This window comes from Deinococcus detaillensis, from assembly GCF_007280555.1.
In the GTDB taxonomy this organism is placed as follows: Bacteria; Deinococcota; Deinococci; order Deinococcales; family Deinococcaceae; genus Deinococcus; species Deinococcus detaillensis.
On sequence record NZ_VKDB01000003.1, the window covers coordinates 52,768 to 69,063 of the forward strand.

The window sequence follows — 16,296 nt, forward strand, 5'->3', positions numbered from 1 at the left end:
CTCGGAGAAAAAGAAGAGGAGAAGAGAGAGGCTTTGGCATTGACCCGTTTTAGGCGCTCAGCTTAAGCAAAAGCTAGGCTGCCCACGCTCCACAAACCGCAAGTGGCCCTCTAAACTAGCTGCATGTCCCACAGCCTAGAACTTCAAGAACTGATCGCCGAAATGGAGCAGCGCCGCGCCGTGGTAGAAGCAGGCGGCGGCGCAGCCAAGCAGCAAAAACAGCGCGACGCCGGTAAGCTGACGGCCCGTGAGCGGATAGATACTCTCCTAGACGCAGGGAGTTTTTTGGAGCTGTCCACCTTTACCGAACACGGCGGCGGCGCTCTGATGCGCGGCGTGGAAGCCCCCGGTGAAGGCGTGATTACCGGCAGCGGCAGCATCGGCGGGCGGCAGGTGTTTGTGTTTTCGCAGGACTTCACGGTGTTGGGCGGCTCTCTGGGCAAGCGCAATGCCCAAAAAGTCGCCAAGATCATGGACTTGGCCGCCAAAACGGGTTGCCCCATCATCGGCCTCAACGACTCGGCGGGTGCGCGGATTCAGGAAGGCGTGGACAGCCTCAGCGGCTACGGCGAAATCTTTTACCGCAACGCCACCTACTCCGGCGTGGTGCCGCAGATCAGCGCCATCTTGGGGCCGTGTGCGGGCGGGGCCGTCTACTCGCCTGCCCTCACTGACTTCATTTTGATGAGCCGGGGCAGCAGCTTTATGTTCATCACCGGCCCCGAAGTCATCAAAAGCGTAACCCGCGAGGAAGTCACCTTCGATCAACTCGGCGGCGCTGACGTTCACAACCGCAAATCCGGCGTGGCCCACCTCGAATTTGACGGCGACGAAGCGGTGCTAGACGGCATTCGCAACCTTCTCCAATACTTGCCGCAAAATGCCCGCCAGAAGCCGCCGAGCCGCCCCACCAGCGATGCGTCTACCCGCCAGACCACTGAGCTGCTCGACATCGTGACGCCCGACCAGCGCCGCCCCTACGCCATGCATGAGGTGATTCACAGCCTCGTGGACGGAGGCGAGTTCTTTGAAATTCAGCCGCTGTGGGCCAAGAACATCCTCTGCGGCTTCGCGCATCTCGGCGGCGAGGTGGTGGGCATTGTCGCCAACAATCCCAAGGTGATGGCCGGAACGCTCAACATCGACGCTTCCGACAAAGCCGCCCGATTCATTCGCACCTGCGACTGCTACAACATTCCAATTTTGACTTTGGTGGACGTGACCGGCTTCCTCCCCGGCGTGGCGCAGGAGCACGCCGGAATCATCCGGCACGGCGCGAAGATGCTCTACGCCTACGCCGAAGCCAGCGTCCCCAAAATCACCCTGATCACCCGCAAGAGTTACGGTGGGGCGTACCTGGCCATGAACAGCCGCGACATGGGCGCGGACGTGGTCTACGCCTGGCCCACCGCCGCCGTCGCCGTGATGGGCGCGGAGGGAGCAGCCAATATCGTCTACCGCCGCGAAATTCAAAATGCCGAGAACCCTGAAGCGGTGCGGGCCGAAAAAATCGCCGAATACAAAGAAGCCTTCGACAACCCTTACGTGGCCGCCGCCAAAGGCTACATCGACGAGATCATTCCGATGGAAGACACCCGCCGCAGACTCATAGCCACCTTCAAGATGCTGGAAGGCAAGGAGGAGCAGCGGCCTTACCGGAAGCATGGGAACGAGCCTTTGTAAGCCGCCTACACCGTAACGGCAAGCGTGTTCAACTTACGCGGCCACTTGCTGAGACTGCCTAAGCCCCTGCTCTATATCGGGTAATACGTCCGCGACTCGCCCTTCAAAAAGTCGCGGGTGGGAATCCAGATCAGCGGGTTGCGCTCCTCGACTTCCGGCGGCGGGCCAAACTTGACGAGACTCAGCACCTGATCGAACGGAACCCACTGCGTACCGACCACTTCGGGGTCAGTCGGAGCGAGTTCGCCGGTAAAGTTTGCCGTGAAGCGGCCGAAGGTGGCGTAACACTCGTTGCGGGTGCCGTTCAGCATCTCACCTTCCAGCAAGCTGACAAACTGCAAATCGGTGACGCTCAGGCCGGTTTCAAAGCGGACTTGGCGCACGGCGGCGGCGGCCAGACTTTCGCCGAGGTGGGCTTTGCCGCCCGGCAAGCCGTAAAAGATGCTGCCGTCGTCCATGCGCTCGGCGACCAAGAGCAGGTGGTGGTCGTTGACCAGATAAACGTGGGCCGCACGCTTGATCGGCAGCGTGCGTGACAGATGACTCATAGCGCTTAGTTTAGCGGCTTGAGGAGGCGAGAGGGCCGCATGACCCTGTCTGCTTGCTCCGCGCCGAGTAAACTGGCGGCATGGTGGACGCACTGATTGGAAACACGCCCCTCGTCAAGCTGCAAAGCGTAACCGAAAGTGGAATGGCCGAGATTTTTGTCAAACTCGAAGGTCAGAATCCCGGCGGCAGCATCAAAGACCGCACCGCGCTGGGCATGGTGGAAGACGCTGAGCGACGCGGCCTGCTCAAACCCGGCGGGCTGATCGTGGAGCCGACCAGCGGCAACACCGGCATCGGGCTGGCACAGGTGGCGGCGGCGCGGGGCTACAAACTGCTGCTGTGTATGCCCGCCTCCATGAGCGAGGAGCGCAAGCGCACGCTGGCCGCCTACGGAGCCGAGTTGGTGCTGACTGATCCTAAGCGGCGAATGCTGGCCGCCATCGAGGAAGCCGAGAAGATCGTGGCCGAGCGGGGCGGCTGGATGCCCAATCAGTTCGCCAACCCCGCCAATCCGGCTACCCACGAAGCCACCACTGGCCCCGAACTGTGGCAGCAGATGGACGGCCGCATCGACGCTTTTATCTACGGCTCCGGCACTGGCGGTACCATTACCGGAGTGGGGCGCTACCTCAAGAAGATGAATCCCGATGTCAAAATTTACGCGGTCGAACCGGCCCGCAGCAACGTCTTGTCAGGCGGTGAGCGCGGCGATCACGGCTTTCAGGGTATGGGGCCGGGCTTTATTCCTGAAAACTTAGACCGAACGCTGATCGACGAAGTGATTCAGGTTTGGGAGGAAGACGCCTACCCACTGGCCCGCCGCTTGGCCCGCGATGAGGGCCTGTTCGTAGGGATGTCCAGCGGCGGCATCGTCTGGGCGGCGCTGGAGTTGGCCCGCCGCTTGGGGGCTGGCAAGCGCATCGGCACCATTGCCTGCGACTCGGGGGCGCGTTACCTCACCACCCCCCTGTTTGACGGTGAGCGCGACACGCCGAGCAATTATTTGCCGTATTCGAGGGAAAGGATGGAGAAGCCCGCTTAACCAGAGGATAAAATTTCTCTCAAAAAGCCAGCCAGACACACTAGGGGGTAGCGTGTCTGGCTTCTTCGGAGGGAAGATGAGCGCTTAAGCTGTCGGGGGGGACAACGCTCAAGGGTTATGCTACTCGGCCGATCTGTCCGACTTCTGACAAGCGCTTGAGAAAGCTCTCAGTTCTATTTGGGTTCGGTACAGACGGCGCTCAGCGTTTCCAGCGCTGGCCGTCCTTGGTGTCTTCTACCGTCACGCCGACGTCGGCCAGCTTGCCGCGCAGCGCGTCGCTTTGCTCATACTGCTTGCTGAGGCGGTAATGCTGGCGGGCGTCGAGCACCACGTCCATCAGCGTGCTGACCAGTGCCGTGTCGTCTTGGCCTGCCGAGTTGGCCACGCCCGAGTCGAACAATCCTAGCACCTGCCCGCCGAGTTCGTCGTAAGCAGCTTTGGCCTGCTCCAAGGCTTCCCGGCCGACTTCGCCTGCTAGCGCCGCGTTCACGTCGCTGGTCAGGTTAAACAGGGCCGCCACCGCTCTGGGCGTGTTGAAATCGTCGCTCATGGCTTCTTCAAAGGCCTGAACGTGCTGGGTCACTTTGGCAGACAGGGCGTCGGGGCGCTCCGTCGCACTCACCAGGCGGCGCTCGACTTCGGCGCGGGCGTCGTGGAGTCGGCGGTAGCCGTTCTGGGCGCTGACAAAAGCGTCCTCGCTCATCTCCGTGACGCTGCGGTAATGGCTGCCCACCAGCAGGAAGCGCACCACCGGCGGATCAATCCGCTCAAACAGCTCTTTGAGGGTGGTGAAGTTGCCTTTACTCTTGCTCATCTTCTCGCCGCCGATGGTCAGCATGTTGTTGTGCATCCAGTAGCGGGCAAAACCGTGACCTGCCGCCTCGGCTTGGGCAATTTCGGCTTCGTGGTGCGGAAACTCCAGATCGAGGCCGCCGCCGTGAATATCGAAATTCTCGCCCAGATACTTGAGGCTCATGGCCGAGCATTCGATGTGCCAACCGGGAAATCCTGCGCCCCACGGCGAATTCCAGCGCATGATGTGGCCATGCTCGGCTTTTTTCCAGAGGGCAAAATCGCGGGCGTCGCGCTTCTCGCCGCGCACCGTTTCGCGGGTTCCTTCTTCTTGGTCGTCGAGTTTGCGGCCCGAGAGCTTGCCGTAACTCGGCCAACTGCGAACGTCAAAGTAAACACTGCCGCCCGCTTCGTAAGCGTGGCCTCTGGCGATCAGTTCCTGAATCAGCTCGATCTGCTCGGTGATGTGGCCGGTGGCGCGGGGCTGAATACTGGGCCGCTGCACGCTGAGGCGGGCCATATCGTCCATGAAGCTCCAGTAATACTTCTCGGCCACTTCCATCGGCTCAAGTTTTTCCAGCGCGGCGCGGCGGGCAATTTTGTCTTCGCCCTCGTCGGCGTCATTCAGCAGGTGACCCACGTCGGTGATGTTGCTGACATAGCGCACGGCGTTGCCCCGGTGAGTGAGGTAGCGCCGGATCACGTCGAAGGCCACTTCTTTTTTGGCGTGGCCGAGGTGGGCGTCGCTGTAGACGGTCGGGCCGCACAGATACATCCCGATTTTGCCGGGCGTGCCCGCAACGAACTTGACTTTCTGGCGCTGCATCGAGTCGTGCAGCACGATATCGGGCCAGTGGAGATCCGGGAAGAGGGAACCAAAATTGGGAGCGGAGTCGGTCATACAGTCTCCAAGACAAACGGGTGAGAAGAAGTCAAGGCACAAAAAAAGCCGCGTTCCAGAGCAAGGATCGGCGGCAGCGCGGCGTAATCGGCGGCTACCGTGGACACCCACAACACGAATTGAGTAGAAAAGCGGCGCTGAGCATAAAAAAACTATAGCACCTCTCCAGTTCACCCCATTGAGCACGGGTCACGGGGCTTAGCAGTGGCGGGCCGGAGTTCTCTGCTCAAATTCTGTTGTGGCCCGCTCGGCTTTGCTGCTGTTTTTGCCGCTGGTGGCGGGAGAGCTGAGCCGAGGTAACGCTGATAAAGTTGGTGTCTGGCTGTACAGTAGTTTGGTTATAGGCCTCACGGCGTCGTGGCTGACGCTGCTGATTTGCAGAAGCGCTGAGGGTAAGCAAGCACGCTGGAGGAATATATGGACAAAATGCAGGGACCTCAAGTTTTGTTTTGGGATATCGGCGGCGTGCTGCTGACCAACGGCTGGGACAGAGATCAGCGGGCGGGCGTGGTGGCCCGTTTTGGCTTGGACGCGGCCGAGTTTGGAGAGCGCCACAAGTTGGTGGTTTCCGAACTCGAACTCGGAAGGTTGAGCCTCGACGAATACCTCGACCAAACGGTGTTTTATCAGCCGCGTGATTTTAGCAAAGAAAGTTTCCGCGCCGCCATGTACGGGCAAAGTCAGCCTAACTTGCCTACACTGGCGCTGGCCCGCCGCTTGGGTCAGGGGCGGCGGATGTACTCGCTCAACAACGAAGGAGATAACCTCAACGCCCACCGGATTGACACGTTCGGGCTGCGCGAATTTTTATTGGGTTTTTTTACTTCCTGCTACCTCGGCGTGATGAAACCCAACCCCGCCATTTACCGCCTCGGCATGCAGCTCGCCCATATTTCCGCTGATCAGGCCGTCATGATCGACGACCGCATTCAGAATGTGGAAGCCGCCCGCCGCACCGGAATGCGGGCGATTCAGTACGTTTCGGCGGCCCAGCTTGAAGAAGAGTTGGCGGCAATGGGGATAGAAAGCTAAAAAAAGGAACGTTAGACATGCTTTATCACGGTCTAACGCTCCTTTTTATTTTTGGGCTAGTTCCCCAGCTCCTGCTTTGATGCTCAGCCCTTACATCCAGTCTTTGAAGAAATTCTTCATGCGGTCGCCAATGCTCGGGCCGGTTTTGACTTTCGGCTCTTTGGGTTCTTTTTTGACTTCAGCCTTTTCGGCCTTGGCGTCGGCTTTGGGTTCCGGCTTGGTGACGATCACGCTCGGCTCAGGCCCAGTGATGGTCGGCGGCTTGGCGCTCGGCGCGGGCTTGGCTTCGGTCTTTTCGAGCTGGTCGAGCGAGAGTTCGGCGTGCTCGTGGGTCACGCCGTAAAGCACCAAGCCCACGGCCGTGGCGTGCAGCGGGCCGCTGACGATATCGGTCAGGCCGCTGACGCCCCGGGGCTTGCCGATGCGTACCGGCAGCCGGAAGCGTTCGCGGGCCAACTCGGAGACGCCGCGCATCAAAGCGCCGCCGCCGGTGAGCACCACGCTGCCCGCCACCAACTCAACCGGACCCATGCCCTTGTCTATTTCGTCGCGGATGAGGTCATAAATTTCGCTGACACGCGGCTTGATAATGCGGGCCAGATCAAAAGCGCTGATGGCGTGGGTCACGCCCGCCGCCGTGGTGATTTCCAGCGTCAGCTCTTGGTCGGCCAGTTCGGGAAGGGCCGCGCCGTACTTGCGCTTGACATTCTCGGCTTCTTCCACTGGGATCTTGAGAATTTGCATCAAATCGGCGGTGACGTGATCGCCCCCAATCGGGATGCTGGCGCTGTGGGCGAGATTGCCGCGCCTAAATACCCCCACGTCGGTGGTGCCGCCGCCCATGTCGATGACCAGCACGGTCTGGTCGCGCTCGCCCGAGTCGAGAACCGCCAGCCCGGAGGCCAGCGACTGCAACACGAAGCCCTCGGTGATCAGGCCCGCTTCCTGCACGCAGCGGCGAACGTTGGCCAGCGGCCCCGCCGAACCCGAGACCAGATGCACATCGACTTCGAGGCGCACGCCGTGCATTCCCACCGCGCTCTTAATGCCTTCTTGCCCGTCCACGACGTATTCCTGCGGAATGGCGTGGATGACTTCCAAATTGGGATCGAGCGGCACGGCGCGGGCGTTTTCGATGGCGCGTTCCACGTCGGCGGCGGTGATTTCTTGGTTGCGGCGAATGGCGGCCAGACCGTGACTGGTGGTGGCCTTGATGTGGTGGCCCGACACGCTGACATACGCGTGGCTGACCCGCACACCGCTGACCCGCTCGGCGGCGGCGATGGACTGCTTGATGGCGTGGGTGGTGCGCTCCAAATTCACGACTGCGCCGCGCTTGATGCCCTCGCTGGGCACGGTGCCCTCGCCGATAATGTCGACGGTGCCGTGCGGGCCGAGCTCGCCGATGACTGTTGTGATTTTGGTGGTGCCGATGTCCAGCCCCACGATAAACGGGTTATTTTTCATCTCTGGACGCTCACTCCCCACGGATAAAGATTGATGCGGCCCACAGGGGCCTGCGTTTCGATGGCCTGACCATACTTGAGCAGCAGCTTGATGTCGCCGCTCCAGATGGTGCCTTTGCCGGTTTGCACCGTGATGCCAGTAGGTGTATACGTCACTGACTCAACATTGTAACGCGAGAATGCTCGCACTGCGAACAGGGCGTCTTGGGTGCGGTCTGGCCCCCACCCCGAGATGACCGGGCCAGTGGCCACGGCTCCGGGCAAGGGCGTACCGTCGGCGGCGATCACGCTGACCTGCCCGCTGCGGTCACGGACTTGCGCCACGGGCGTGCGCTCGGCAACACTGATTTCGACCCGGTCTGGAAAGATGCGGGTAAGCTGCGCCGAAGCCACCCAGGGCTCGTCTCTCAGGCCAGTGGCCCGCCACAAGCCGTAGTACAGCCAGCCGAACGGCTTCTCGCCGCTGAGTCCGGCAAGCTGCTTGACCTGCGCCGCTGACAAATGACTGTTGCCGGTGATCTGCACCGCTTTGATCGGTAGCCCGTACCACAAGCCCACCGCCGCCCCGCCGATCAGCACAGCGGCCAGCACAGCGCTGATGAGCCGTCCAAAGCGCTGCCAGAAGCTGCGCCGGGGCAGTGGCGTGGGGCTTTGCTCCTCGGAGGTGATGGCCTCAGAGGGCAGCGGTTCAGCAGAGGCGAGCGGGGCAGACGCCTTGCGGGCGGCGTCGAACGGCGGGATATCAACGGCGCTGCTGCGCAGAGCAGGCCGCGCCGCTGAGGAGTTGCCGCTGCGCTCGCTGGCCCCGACCCGGATCGTCACCGTTTTTAGGGCCACAACTCGTACTCCAGTTCAAGCGGCACGCCGACCCGCTGTCGAATGAGCTCGAGCAGGGCGTGGACATCTGAGGCCGCCGCGCCGCCCAGATTGACGATGAAGTTGGCGTGGTCGGGCGAGATCATGGCCCCGCCGATTTGGGTACCTTTGAGTCCGGCGTCGTCGATCAGTTTGCCCGCGCCCACGCCGCCGGGGTTCTTGAAAGCGCAGCCGGGGGTTTTCATTTTGGGCTGACCTTTGCGGGAGGTATCGGCATTCTGCATTTTCGCGCTCACCGCTTCGGGGGTGCTGCGCGTGAGTTGCAGGCGCACCCGGGTGACGATGTGGTTGCGGGGAATGGCGCTGTCGCGGTAGCCCCAAGGCAGTTCATCCGGCGAGAGTTGGCTTACCCCTTCTGGGGTGGCGATTTCTAAGGCGAACAAGCCGTCGAACATCTCGCCGAAGCGGGTTCCGGCGTTCATCCAGACCGCGCCGCCGACTTGAGCGGGCACGCCCACCGTGCCTTCCAAGCCCGACAAGCCTAGCGTCCGCAATTTGCGGAGCAGGCCCGGTAAGGGCACCCCGCCGCCCACCCAGCCGCTGATGAAGTGCTCAGCGGTACTCTCCGGCGCGGCTTGCAGATCGGTGGCGGCAAACTCGCCGCCCAGCCGAATGACCCGTTCCTTGAGGCCCTCATCGGCAATCACCAAGTTGCTGCCGCCGCCCAAAATCCGGTAGGGAGCGCTCATCGCCTCGCTCAGTTGGGCGTGGTTCTCCACTGTCCAGACCTCGGCCTGGCCGCCGACGCCCAGCGTGGTGAACCGCGAGAGGGCCAAGCGCTCCACCTTTGCGCCGCTGGCGCTTAGGGACACGGCGGCGCTCACAGCGGCACTCCGGCAAGTTGGCGGGCCACTTTCCAAACGTCGCCTGCGCCCATCGTCACGATGATGTCGCGGGGCTGGGCCGAGGCGCGTAAATACTCCACGGCGTCTTCTCGCTGGGGGTAATACTCGGCAGCGGGGTGGCCGCCCTGCTGCATTCGCTCGCTGATCAGAGTGGCGTGAATCCCCTCGATTGGCGGCTCGGAAGCGGCGGCGATGTCCAAGATCAGCACTTCGTCTGCTTTCATCAGCGCGTCGGCGAGGCGCGGCCAACTCTGCTGGGTTCGCAGGTAACGGTGCGGCTGAAACACCACGCGTACCCGCCTTCCGGTCTGCTGGGCAGCTTGCACAGCGGCGGTGACTTTGGTGGCATTGTGGGCATAATCGTCGACGATTAGCGCTCCGTTTAAGCTGCCGATGTGCTGCCAGCGTCGGCCCGGCCCCCTGAAAGCGGCCAGCGCGGCGGCAGCCAACTCAAACTCGCCGCCGTAAAGATCGGTGACGGCCAGCGCCGCCAGCGCGTTGAGGACGTTGTGGGTGCCGGGCAAATTGATCCGTGCTTGACCCAGCAACTCCCCTTTCTTTTCAAGGTCAAAAGTCGTGCCAGTCTCGTCGGGCTGTAACCGGGTGGCCCGGTAGGTGCTGCCTTCCCGTGTGCCGTAACTCAGGGCGTTCTGGTGCTGGGCCACGAAGGTGTCCAGGCCCGGCCAGTCGGCGCAGTACAGCACCCGCTCGGCCTGCGAGACGAAGCGGGCAAACGCCGCGTGCTGCTCTTCCACGCTGCTCCAATACGTCGCCAGTTCGCTGCCCTCGGCTCCGCCCACGTGGTCGTCCTCGGCGTTGGTGAACACAGCGGTCTGACACACGGCGTACTGAAAATTGCGGTCGGATTCGTCCACTTCGGCCACGAACGGCCCCTGCCCGATGCGGGCGTTGCTGCCGCCATGCTGCAAATCGAATTCCGGCACGATGCCGCCGACCAGCGCCGCCGGATCGAGGCCCGCGCCGAGTAGGGCCACCGCGATCATGGAGGTGGTGGTGGTCTTGCCGTGGGTGCCGACCACCCCAATCGAAGGCGAAGCCGAGAGCAGTTCTGCCAGCAGCGCCATACGCGGGCGGACTTCGATGTGGGCTTGCCGTGCGGCGCTCAGTTCGGGGTGGCTTTTGCTCACCGCTTCGGAGGCGATCAGCACGTCTACGCCGTGAACGTGGGCGGGGTCGTGGCAGTGCGCCACCGTGATGCCCTCGCGCTCGAGTTGGGCGGTGAGTTCGGAAGGGTATTCATCGCAGCCGCTGACAATGTAGCCGCGTGCTTTGAGCAGCCGGGCAAAGGCCGATAAGCCGATGCCGCCGATGCCCATCAGGTGAAAGTGAGGCGGGGTGGCTGGGGTCTGGCCGGAATGATAATCAGCGCCCGCTTCCCGCACGGCTGAAGCGGAGGGCGCAAAAGTTTGATCGAGGATGTCGCTGTTGGTCATGTGGCCTCTGGCCGGGCGTGGGCCAGCACCAGGTCAGTCAGCCGCTGACTGGCTCCAGCAGGACTGCGGGAGAGGGCGGCGCTCTGCATGGCGCGGCGGCGCTGCGGCACCAAACACTCTAACACCGCTCCCCCCATCTGCGCCGAGACGCTGGGCTGCTCGACGACTTGCCCCGCGCCGGCTTCTTCCACTGCGCGGGCATTGAAGAGCTGGTGATTTTCCGAGGACTCCGGCAGCGGCACCATCAAAGTCGGAACCCCGTGAAAGGCCGCTTCGGCCAGCGTGCCGGTGCCCGCCCGGGTGATCGCCAAGTCCGCCGCCGACCACGCCGCCACCGCGTCCACGTAGCCTTCGACCCTGTACCATTCCAAATCGGCCACGCGGGGCGCGACACTCGTGACCCAGCGCGGGCCGGTGGCGTGCAGCACCTGAACGGGGCCAAACTCGGACTGTCCATCCGGGAAGGTGGAGCGCAGCACTTCCGGCAAGACATTGTTGAGCGCGAGACTCCCCTGCGAGCCGCCCATAATGAAGATGGTCAGGCGGCCCGGATCGAGGCCCAGCGCCGCCAGCGCTTCTGTGCGGCTGAGGCGTTCCTCGCGCACCGGCATGCCCACCAGCGTCGCTTTGCTCGCGCTGAGTCCGGCAACCACCGGATAAGCCGTGCCGACTGCTTTGGCGCGGCGCACCGCCAAGCGCTGGGTCAGGCCCAGACGGGCGTTTTGCTCGTGCAGCACAGTGGGAAGGCCCAGCGTCTGGGCGGCCAGCACTCCCGGCAAGCTGGCAAAGCCGCCGTAACCGACCACCACGGCGGGGCGAGTTCGGCTCAGAAAGCGCCGCGCTTCCAAAAGGCCGCTGCCTGCCCGCAGCAACTCGCGGGGGTCGGCCTTGCCCTGCCCGCTGCGGGCGAGTTTGCCAGCCTGTACCCCAAAAAAGGGCAAGCCTTGTTCGGCGGCGATTCTTTCTTCCATGCCGCCGCGCTGGCCCAGCAAGGTCACGTGATGGCCGCGTAAAAGCAGCTCGCGGGCGGTGGCCACCGCTGGATAAATGTGCCCACCCGTCCCGCCTGTGGACAAAACGACTTCACTCATTGAGAGAAGTTTAGCAAGCGCAAAAGCTGCTTTGTTAAATGACCAATTAAAAGCAAATCAACAAAAGCAAGCCAGTCAAAGCAAACCGGTCAAAGCAAAAAGGCCGCCTGATTCAGCGGCCCTGCTTGCTCCTCTTCTTCTCAGTCGGCGGCGATCAGCTCCGGTGTCCGTTCTTCCTGCGGCAGGGCGCTCCTGACTTCCCGCAGAGCCGAGTGAATAATGGCCAGCGCGATGGACATGCTGAGCATGCTGGAAAAGCCGTAACTCACCAGCGGCAGCGGCACGCCGGTCACCGGGAAAATGCCCGCCGCCACCGCCAGATTGACAAAGGCCTGCCCCACGATCATGTACATCGCGCCGGTGGCCATGATGCTGGCTCCGTGCAAATTGGGCGTCATCGGGCGCACGCGGGCGGCGAGTTGGGCGACTTGCAGAGCGGTGGAGACCACCAGCCAGTACGCAAACAGCACCATCGTGACGCCCAGCAGGCCGGTGGAAAAGCCCACCGAAGCAATCGCCAGGTCGGTATGATCGGCAAAATACGGATAGCGCGGCGCTTCCGGCCCTTGGCCCCAAATGCCGCCGAAACTCAAATCACGGTGGGCCATCCCGATCTGGTCGAGTCCTTTGACCGCCACGTTTTCGCTGGCTTTGTCCCGCGAAATGAACGTTAAAAAGCGTTCCAAAATATAAGGATTGCGTTCTAAATAAATACTCAAAACAGGTAAGGCTAGCAGCGCCAACGCAAACAGCAGCGCCGTGATGTTGGTAAAGCGCACTCCGGCGGCGTACATCAGCACAATGCCCAGCGAGAACATCAGTACAGTGGTGCCCAAGTCCGGTTCGATCAGCACCAATAAAGTGGTCAGAGCGATCATCAACGTGGCCGAAATCAGTTTGCGGTAAACGCCCCGCCGAGCAAAAAAGCTGGCCAGCATCAAAATGAGGCTGAGTTTGGCAAATTCAGACGGTTGAAATTGAAAAATGCCGCTGAACAACCACCGCTTGGTGCCGGATGAAGTGGCGGTGCCATGACCGATAAAGAACACCAAGACCAGCAGCACCAAACTCACCAACCAAGCCGGTGTGGCCAACTTGAGAAACACTTTGGGCCGCAGTTGAGAGAGGCCGACCGTGATCAGGATGGCCAGCACCGCTTTGAAAGCTTGATCCGGTAAGTTTTCAGGATCGGCGGTGCCGACGGCCAGCGTACCCAGCACCAGCAGCAGTACCTGGGCCAGCAGCAAATTGGCGCTCATGTTCACTTTTCGACCTCGCTTGTTTGGCGTGCGTCCCTTAACTCTATCCAAGTCTGCGCCGCTTTTGTAAAAGCTGCGCCGCGCTCGGCGTAATCGCGGTAGAGATCGAAACTGGTGCCGATGGGAGCCAGCAGCACCGTGCCGCCCCCGTCCAAAGTCTCGGCAGCCAACCGCACGGCTTCTTGCATGGTCAACTCCGCACCTTGTCCGGTAAAGGGCACCACCACGAACGGCAAGCCCAACGCCTCGGCCAATTTGGGGCCGTCTTCACCAAAAGCGATCACGCGGCGGACTTTACCGGCAGCGGCGCGGCGCAGCGGCTCAAGGTCTGCGCCTTTGTCGCGTCCGCCGACCAGCCAAGCAACCGGGGCCTTGGCCTGCTCCAGCGCCGACTGCACCGCCACCGTGCGGGTGGCAATCGAGTCGTTGACGAAGCGCAGATCATTCCAGTGGGCCACCGTTTCAAAGCGGCCCTTGACCGGCTGGGCCGTTTTCAAAGCCTGTTTGAACACCTCGGGTAAGACGGGACGGCCCAACTGCTTCAGCAAGCTCTCCGCCGCCAGAATCGCTGCCGCCGCGTTGGCCGGATGCACGCCTTCGGGCAGGTCGCTGACATCCAGCACCGCCGAGCCGTCTGAGAAGTGCAAGTGGGCGGCGTCAAAATGCAGAATCTGGGCCTGCGTTGTTACGCTTAAGCCAACCGGAACGATCAAGCAGTTGCCGGAGCGCTGAGCGCGGGTGATGTTGAGTTTGGCGGCGTGATAAGCCTCGACAGTCTTGTGTCGGTCAAGGTGGTCGCTGGCCAGATTGGTGATGACGGCCACACGCGGCGCAAAGCTGCTGACCCGTTCGAGCTGAAAACTCGACAGCTCCACCACCGCCGCGTCCACGCCGTCCATGATGTCGAGCAGCGGCGGGTCGATGTTGCCGCCTTCGCGGGCGTTGAGGCCGCTGACACGCAGCAGTTGGGCAATCAAAACGGTGGTGCTGCCTTTGCCCGCCGTGCCGGTGACGCCGACCATCGGCACCTGCGGATAAGCGCGGGCGGCCAGTTCCGCTTCGCCGATAATTTCTGCGCCCCGCTGCCGGAGCGTCTCCAAATCGGGGTGGTCGATCGGCACACCCGGCGCGGCCACCACCGTGGTGTAAGGGTGGGTGAGGTCGGCTGGAGTGAGGTCAGCTCGGGCAAAGCCGAATTGCGCGGCCAGATCAAAGTCTTCGGCGCTGGGACGGGCATCGAACCAATCGGCGCTTTGTTGGGTACGGGCCAGAAATCTAAGCACGCCGCGCCCGCTGCGGCCCAACCCATACACCAAGGTCTGGGGCCGTGCGTGCGGCGAAAAATGTGGAGGAGCAGGGTCAGGAGAAGGTGTCACGCCACTCAGCCTAGCGCAGTGTGGGCAATAAAGTGCGCCGCAACTGCAAGGCCAGAGGCCAAAGCCGGTTGAGAAAGCCGCCAAGTTAGTCCAAAGTGGCCGCGTCTCCTTGAACGGCGGGGTATTCTTCTCAATTATGAGTGCACTTCTTCAACCGAATTTGACCCAAACACAACTCACCCAGCCGCTTGCCGTGGTGGACGCCTTCACCTCCCGCGCTTACAGCGGTAACCCGGCGGGCGTGTGCTTGCTGGACGAACCTGCGCCGCCCGACTGGATGCAGCGGGTGGCGTGCGAACTCAATCACGCCGAAACCGCCTTCGTCTGGCCGCTGCCCTCACATCAGTACAGGCTGCGTTGGTTTACCCCGGCGGTCGAGGTGGATTTGTGCGGGCACGCGACATTGGCTGCCGCCCATTGGCTGTGGCAAAGCGGAGCGCTCGCGGGCGACGCGGCGGCGCATTTTGAAACCCTCAGTGGCCCGCTCAGCGCGGTGAAACGGGGCGAATGGATCGAGCTGGACTTTCCCGCCGAAGTCGCCACCGAAGTTCAGTCGCCAGTAGATATGGCCGCGCTGTTGGGAGCGCAGCCGCTGTGGATAGGTGCCAACCGCCTCGACTATCTGGTGGAGCTGCCCAGCGCGGCGCAGGTGCGGAGCCTGACACCGGATCTGGCGCATTTTGGGCCGCTGGGTAAACGCGGCGTGATCGTCACGGCAGCGGGCGATGAGGGCTACGACATCGTGTCACGCGGCTTTTTCCCAAATCTGGGCATCCCCGAAGACCCCGTGACCGGCTCTGCCCACTGCGCCCTCGCGCCGTATTGGGCGGCCAAGTTGCGAAAGAGCGAACTCAGCGCTTATCAAGCCTCAGCGCGTGGTGGAGAGCTGCGGCTGCGCCTAGAAGGCGGGCGGGTCAAGTTACTCGGCCAAGCTGTGATCACTTTGGAAGGCCGCATAGCGGGGCCGCCAAGGGTCTAGCTTTCTTGGCTTGCTAATAGGTGCTCCACCCATGCCAGCATTTTGGCCGTCACTTCTGTTTGCACGGTGTCGTTAAACAGTTCGTGATAGCCGCCCTCCACTTCGAGGTAATCAATGGCCGGTCTGGGGGTGCGGGCCGTTCCCGCCGCCTGTGCAAAGCGCTGCGAGCCGCGCACATCGGCGAGGCGGTCGGCGGTGCCGTGCAGCACCAAGGTGGGTAAGCGCCACTGCGGATACTCGGCGCTGATTTGGCGGCTGAGGCGCAGCATGCTGGCGGCGGTCAAGGCCGGGACTTTGCCCCGGTAGACCTGCGGGTCGTTGTCGTAAGCGCTGACTTCTTCGGGGAGGCGTGACAAGCCGCCCGATTCCAACACGGTAACCGGCAAACTGGGAAAAAACCGTCCCAGCACGCCGCTGAGGGCTTTGAGAATCGCGCTTTCATCTTCGCCAACCAGCAGCAGCGGGCTGGACAAAATCACGCCTGCAAGGCCGCGTGGGTCGCGCAGTACCGAAGCCGCCGTGATGAGGCCGCCCATGCTGTGACCAAAGGCGATCAGCGGCACCTGGAGTCCTTGCAGCGCTTCCCGCACCCGCAAATGGTCGCCCACCAATACGTCCATATCCACCACTGCCCGTGCGCCGGGCGACTGGCCGTGTCCGCGCTGATCGTAGGTATACACGCTCACGCCCATTTGGTTCAGTGCGGCGATGACGCGGCTGTAGCGGCCAAGGTGCTCGGCGTAGCCGTGGGTGAGCAGCACGGCGGCCCGCTCATTGGGCGCGGCGAACACCGCACCGTGTAGAGAGGGGCCGCCCGAAGCAAACGGCCAAGGCTGAGCAGACGCGGGCAGCGCAGGTTGTGACATGGCCGCAGTCTGACATGGAGGCAGTCCAAAGCCAAACCACACCGCCGCCAAACTACACCGCCGCGCAGCCCTGCACACAAATCTG

The 16,296-nt window shown here is 62.5% G+C and carries 14 protein-coding genes; 4 read left to right on the forward strand and 10 right to left on the reverse strand.

Annotated features, from left to right (window positions below):
* The first annotated feature begins 123 nt into the window (after nucleotides 1-123).
* Entirely contained in the window at nucleotides 124-1,683 is a 1,560-nt protein-coding gene (locus FNU79_RS04300; protein WP_143719677.1) for an acyl-CoA carboxylase subunit beta, read from the forward strand.
* Between the two features lie 71 nt (nucleotides 1,684-1,754).
* Here FNU79_RS04300 and FNU79_RS04305 read toward each other — a convergent pair whose 3' ends face one another.
* A complete protein-coding gene (locus FNU79_RS04305; protein WP_143719678.1) occupies nucleotides 1,755-2,231 on the reverse strand; it encodes an NUDIX hydrolase in 477 nt (158 codons plus the stop codon).
* An 80-nt stretch (nucleotides 2,232-2,311) separates the two neighbouring features.
* Between FNU79_RS04305 and cysK the strand changes: the two genes are divergently transcribed.
* Nucleotides 2,312-3,274 carry a cysteine synthase A gene (gene cysK / locus FNU79_RS04310; protein ID WP_143719679.1) on the forward strand — a complete coding sequence of 321 codons (963 nt, stop codon included), beginning with the start codon at nucleotides 2,312-2,314 and terminating at the stop codon, nucleotides 3,272-3,274.
* 199 nt (nucleotides 3,275-3,473) lie between these two features.
* Here cysK and cysS read toward each other — a convergent pair whose 3' ends face one another.
* Nucleotides 3,474-4,967, reverse strand: a complete 1,494-nt coding sequence (cysS, locus tag FNU79_RS04315; protein WP_225429879.1) for a cysteine--tRNA ligase — start codon at nucleotides 4,965-4,967, stop codon at nucleotides 3,474-3,476.
* 417 nt (nucleotides 4,968-5,384) lie between these two features.
* Between cysS and FNU79_RS04320 the strand changes: the two genes are divergently transcribed.
* Nucleotides 5,385-5,999 (forward strand): HAD family hydrolase, encoded by a 615-nt coding sequence (locus FNU79_RS04320; protein WP_225429880.1) that lies wholly within the window; start codon nucleotides 5,385-5,387, stop codon nucleotides 5,997-5,999.
* A gap of 90 nt (nucleotides 6,000-6,089) precedes the next feature.
* Here FNU79_RS04320 and ftsA read toward each other — a convergent pair whose 3' ends face one another.
* The 7 genes from ftsA to murD form a co-directional block, all read right to left on the reverse strand.
* Nucleotides 6,090-7,466: a cell division protein FtsA gene (gene ftsA / locus FNU79_RS04325; RefSeq protein ID WP_143719680.1), complete on the reverse strand. Its 1,377-nt coding sequence runs from the start codon at nucleotides 7,464-7,466 to the stop codon at nucleotides 6,090-6,092.
* Nucleotides 7,463-8,302 (reverse strand): cell division protein FtsQ/DivIB, encoded by an 840-nt coding sequence (locus FNU79_RS04330; protein ID WP_225429881.1) that lies wholly within the window; start codon nucleotides 8,300-8,302, stop codon nucleotides 7,463-7,465. Before FNU79_RS04330 ends, ftsA begins: the two co-directional genes overlap by 4 nt.
* Nucleotides 8,293-9,165 carry a UDP-N-acetylmuramate dehydrogenase gene (locus tag FNU79_RS04335; protein ID WP_143719681.1) on the reverse strand — a complete coding sequence of 291 codons (873 nt, stop codon included), beginning with the start codon at nucleotides 9,163-9,165 and terminating at the stop codon, nucleotides 8,293-8,295. The genes FNU79_RS04330 and FNU79_RS04335 overlap by 10 nt, the downstream gene beginning before the upstream one ends.
* On the reverse strand, nucleotides 9,162-10,523 hold the full coding sequence (murC, locus tag FNU79_RS04340) for a UDP-N-acetylmuramate--L-alanine ligase (protein WP_143719904.1): 1,362 nt from the start codon (nucleotides 10,521-10,523) through the stop codon (nucleotides 9,162-9,164). Before murC ends, FNU79_RS04335 begins: the two co-directional genes overlap by 4 nt.
* 113 nt (nucleotides 10,524-10,636) lie before the next feature.
* The gene (gene murG / locus FNU79_RS04345; protein WP_143719682.1) at nucleotides 10,637-11,731 is read right to left on the reverse strand and encodes an undecaprenyldiphospho-muramoylpentapeptide beta-N-acetylglucosaminyltransferase; all 1,095 of its coding nucleotides are present in this window, start codon (nucleotides 11,729-11,731) and stop codon (nucleotides 10,637-10,639) included.
* A gap of 140 nt (nucleotides 11,732-11,871) precedes the next feature.
* Entirely contained in the window at nucleotides 11,872-12,990 is a 1,119-nt protein-coding gene (locus FNU79_RS04350) for an FtsW/RodA/SpoVE family cell cycle protein (RefSeq protein ID WP_143719683.1), read from the reverse strand.
* A gap of 2 nt (nucleotides 12,991-12,992) precedes the next feature.
* Entirely contained in the window at nucleotides 12,993-14,366 is a 1,374-nt protein-coding gene (murD, locus tag FNU79_RS04355) for a UDP-N-acetylmuramoyl-L-alanine--D-glutamate ligase (RefSeq protein ID WP_143719684.1), read from the reverse strand.
* 136 nt (nucleotides 14,367-14,502) lie between these two features.
* Here murD and FNU79_RS04360 point away from each other — a divergent pair, with 136 nt between their 5' ends.
* Nucleotides 14,503-15,345, forward strand: coding sequence for a PhzF family phenazine biosynthesis protein (locus FNU79_RS04360; protein ID WP_143719685.1), 843 nt, complete (start codon nucleotides 14,503-14,505; stop codon nucleotides 15,343-15,345).
* On the opposite strand, the gene FNU79_RS04365 is transcribed toward FNU79_RS04360, so the two are convergent.
* Nucleotides 15,342-16,211, reverse strand: a complete 870-nt coding sequence (locus tag FNU79_RS04365; RefSeq protein ID WP_143719686.1) for an alpha/beta hydrolase — start codon at nucleotides 16,209-16,211, stop codon at nucleotides 15,342-15,344. The genes FNU79_RS04360 and FNU79_RS04365 overlap by 4 nt on opposite strands.
* Nucleotides 16,212-16,296: the final 85 nt, after the last annotated feature.

What these genes read in the sequence shown, in the direction of transcription:
- FNU79_RS04300 (WP_143719677.1), top strand. Translation starts at nt 124, where the DNA reads ATGTCCCACAGCCTAGAACTTCAAGAACTGATCGCCGAAATGGAGCAG.
- FNU79_RS04305 (WP_143719678.1), bottom strand. Translation starts at nt 2,231, where the DNA reads ATGAGTCATCTGTCACGCACGCTGCCGATCAAGCGTGCGGCCCACGTT.
- cysK (WP_143719679.1), top strand. Translation starts at nt 2,312, where the DNA reads ATGGTGGACGCACTGATTGGAAACACGCCCCTCGTCAAGCTGCAAAGC.
- cysS (WP_225429879.1), bottom strand. Translation starts at nt 4,967, where the DNA reads ATGACCGACTCCGCTCCCAATTTTGGTTCCCTCTTCCCGGATCTCCAC.
- FNU79_RS04320 (WP_225429880.1), top strand. Translation starts at nt 5,385, where the DNA reads ATGGACAAAATGCAGGGACCTCAAGTTTTGTTTTGGGATATCGGCGGC.
- ftsA (WP_143719680.1), bottom strand. Translation starts at nt 7,466, where the DNA reads ATGAAAAATAACCCGTTTATCGTGGGGCTGGACATCGGCACCACCAAA.
- murC (WP_143719904.1), bottom strand. Translation starts at nt 10,523, where the DNA reads ATGGGCATCGGCGGCATCGGCTTATCGGCCTTTGCCCGGCTGCTCAAA.
- murG (WP_143719682.1), bottom strand. Translation starts at nt 11,731, where the DNA reads ATGAGTGAAGTCGTTTTGTCCACAGGCGGGACGGGTGGGCACATTTAT.
- FNU79_RS04350 (WP_143719683.1), bottom strand. Translation starts at nt 12,990, where the DNA reads ATGAGCGCCAATTTGCTGCTGGCCCAGGTACTGCTGCTGGTGCTGGGT.
- FNU79_RS04360 (WP_143719685.1), top strand. Translation starts at nt 14,503, where the DNA reads ATGAGTGCACTTCTTCAACCGAATTTGACCCAAACACAACTCACCCAG.
- FNU79_RS04365 (WP_143719686.1), bottom strand. Translation starts at nt 16,211, where the DNA reads ATGTCACAACCTGCGCTGCCCGCGTCTGCTCAGCCTTGGCCGTTTGCT.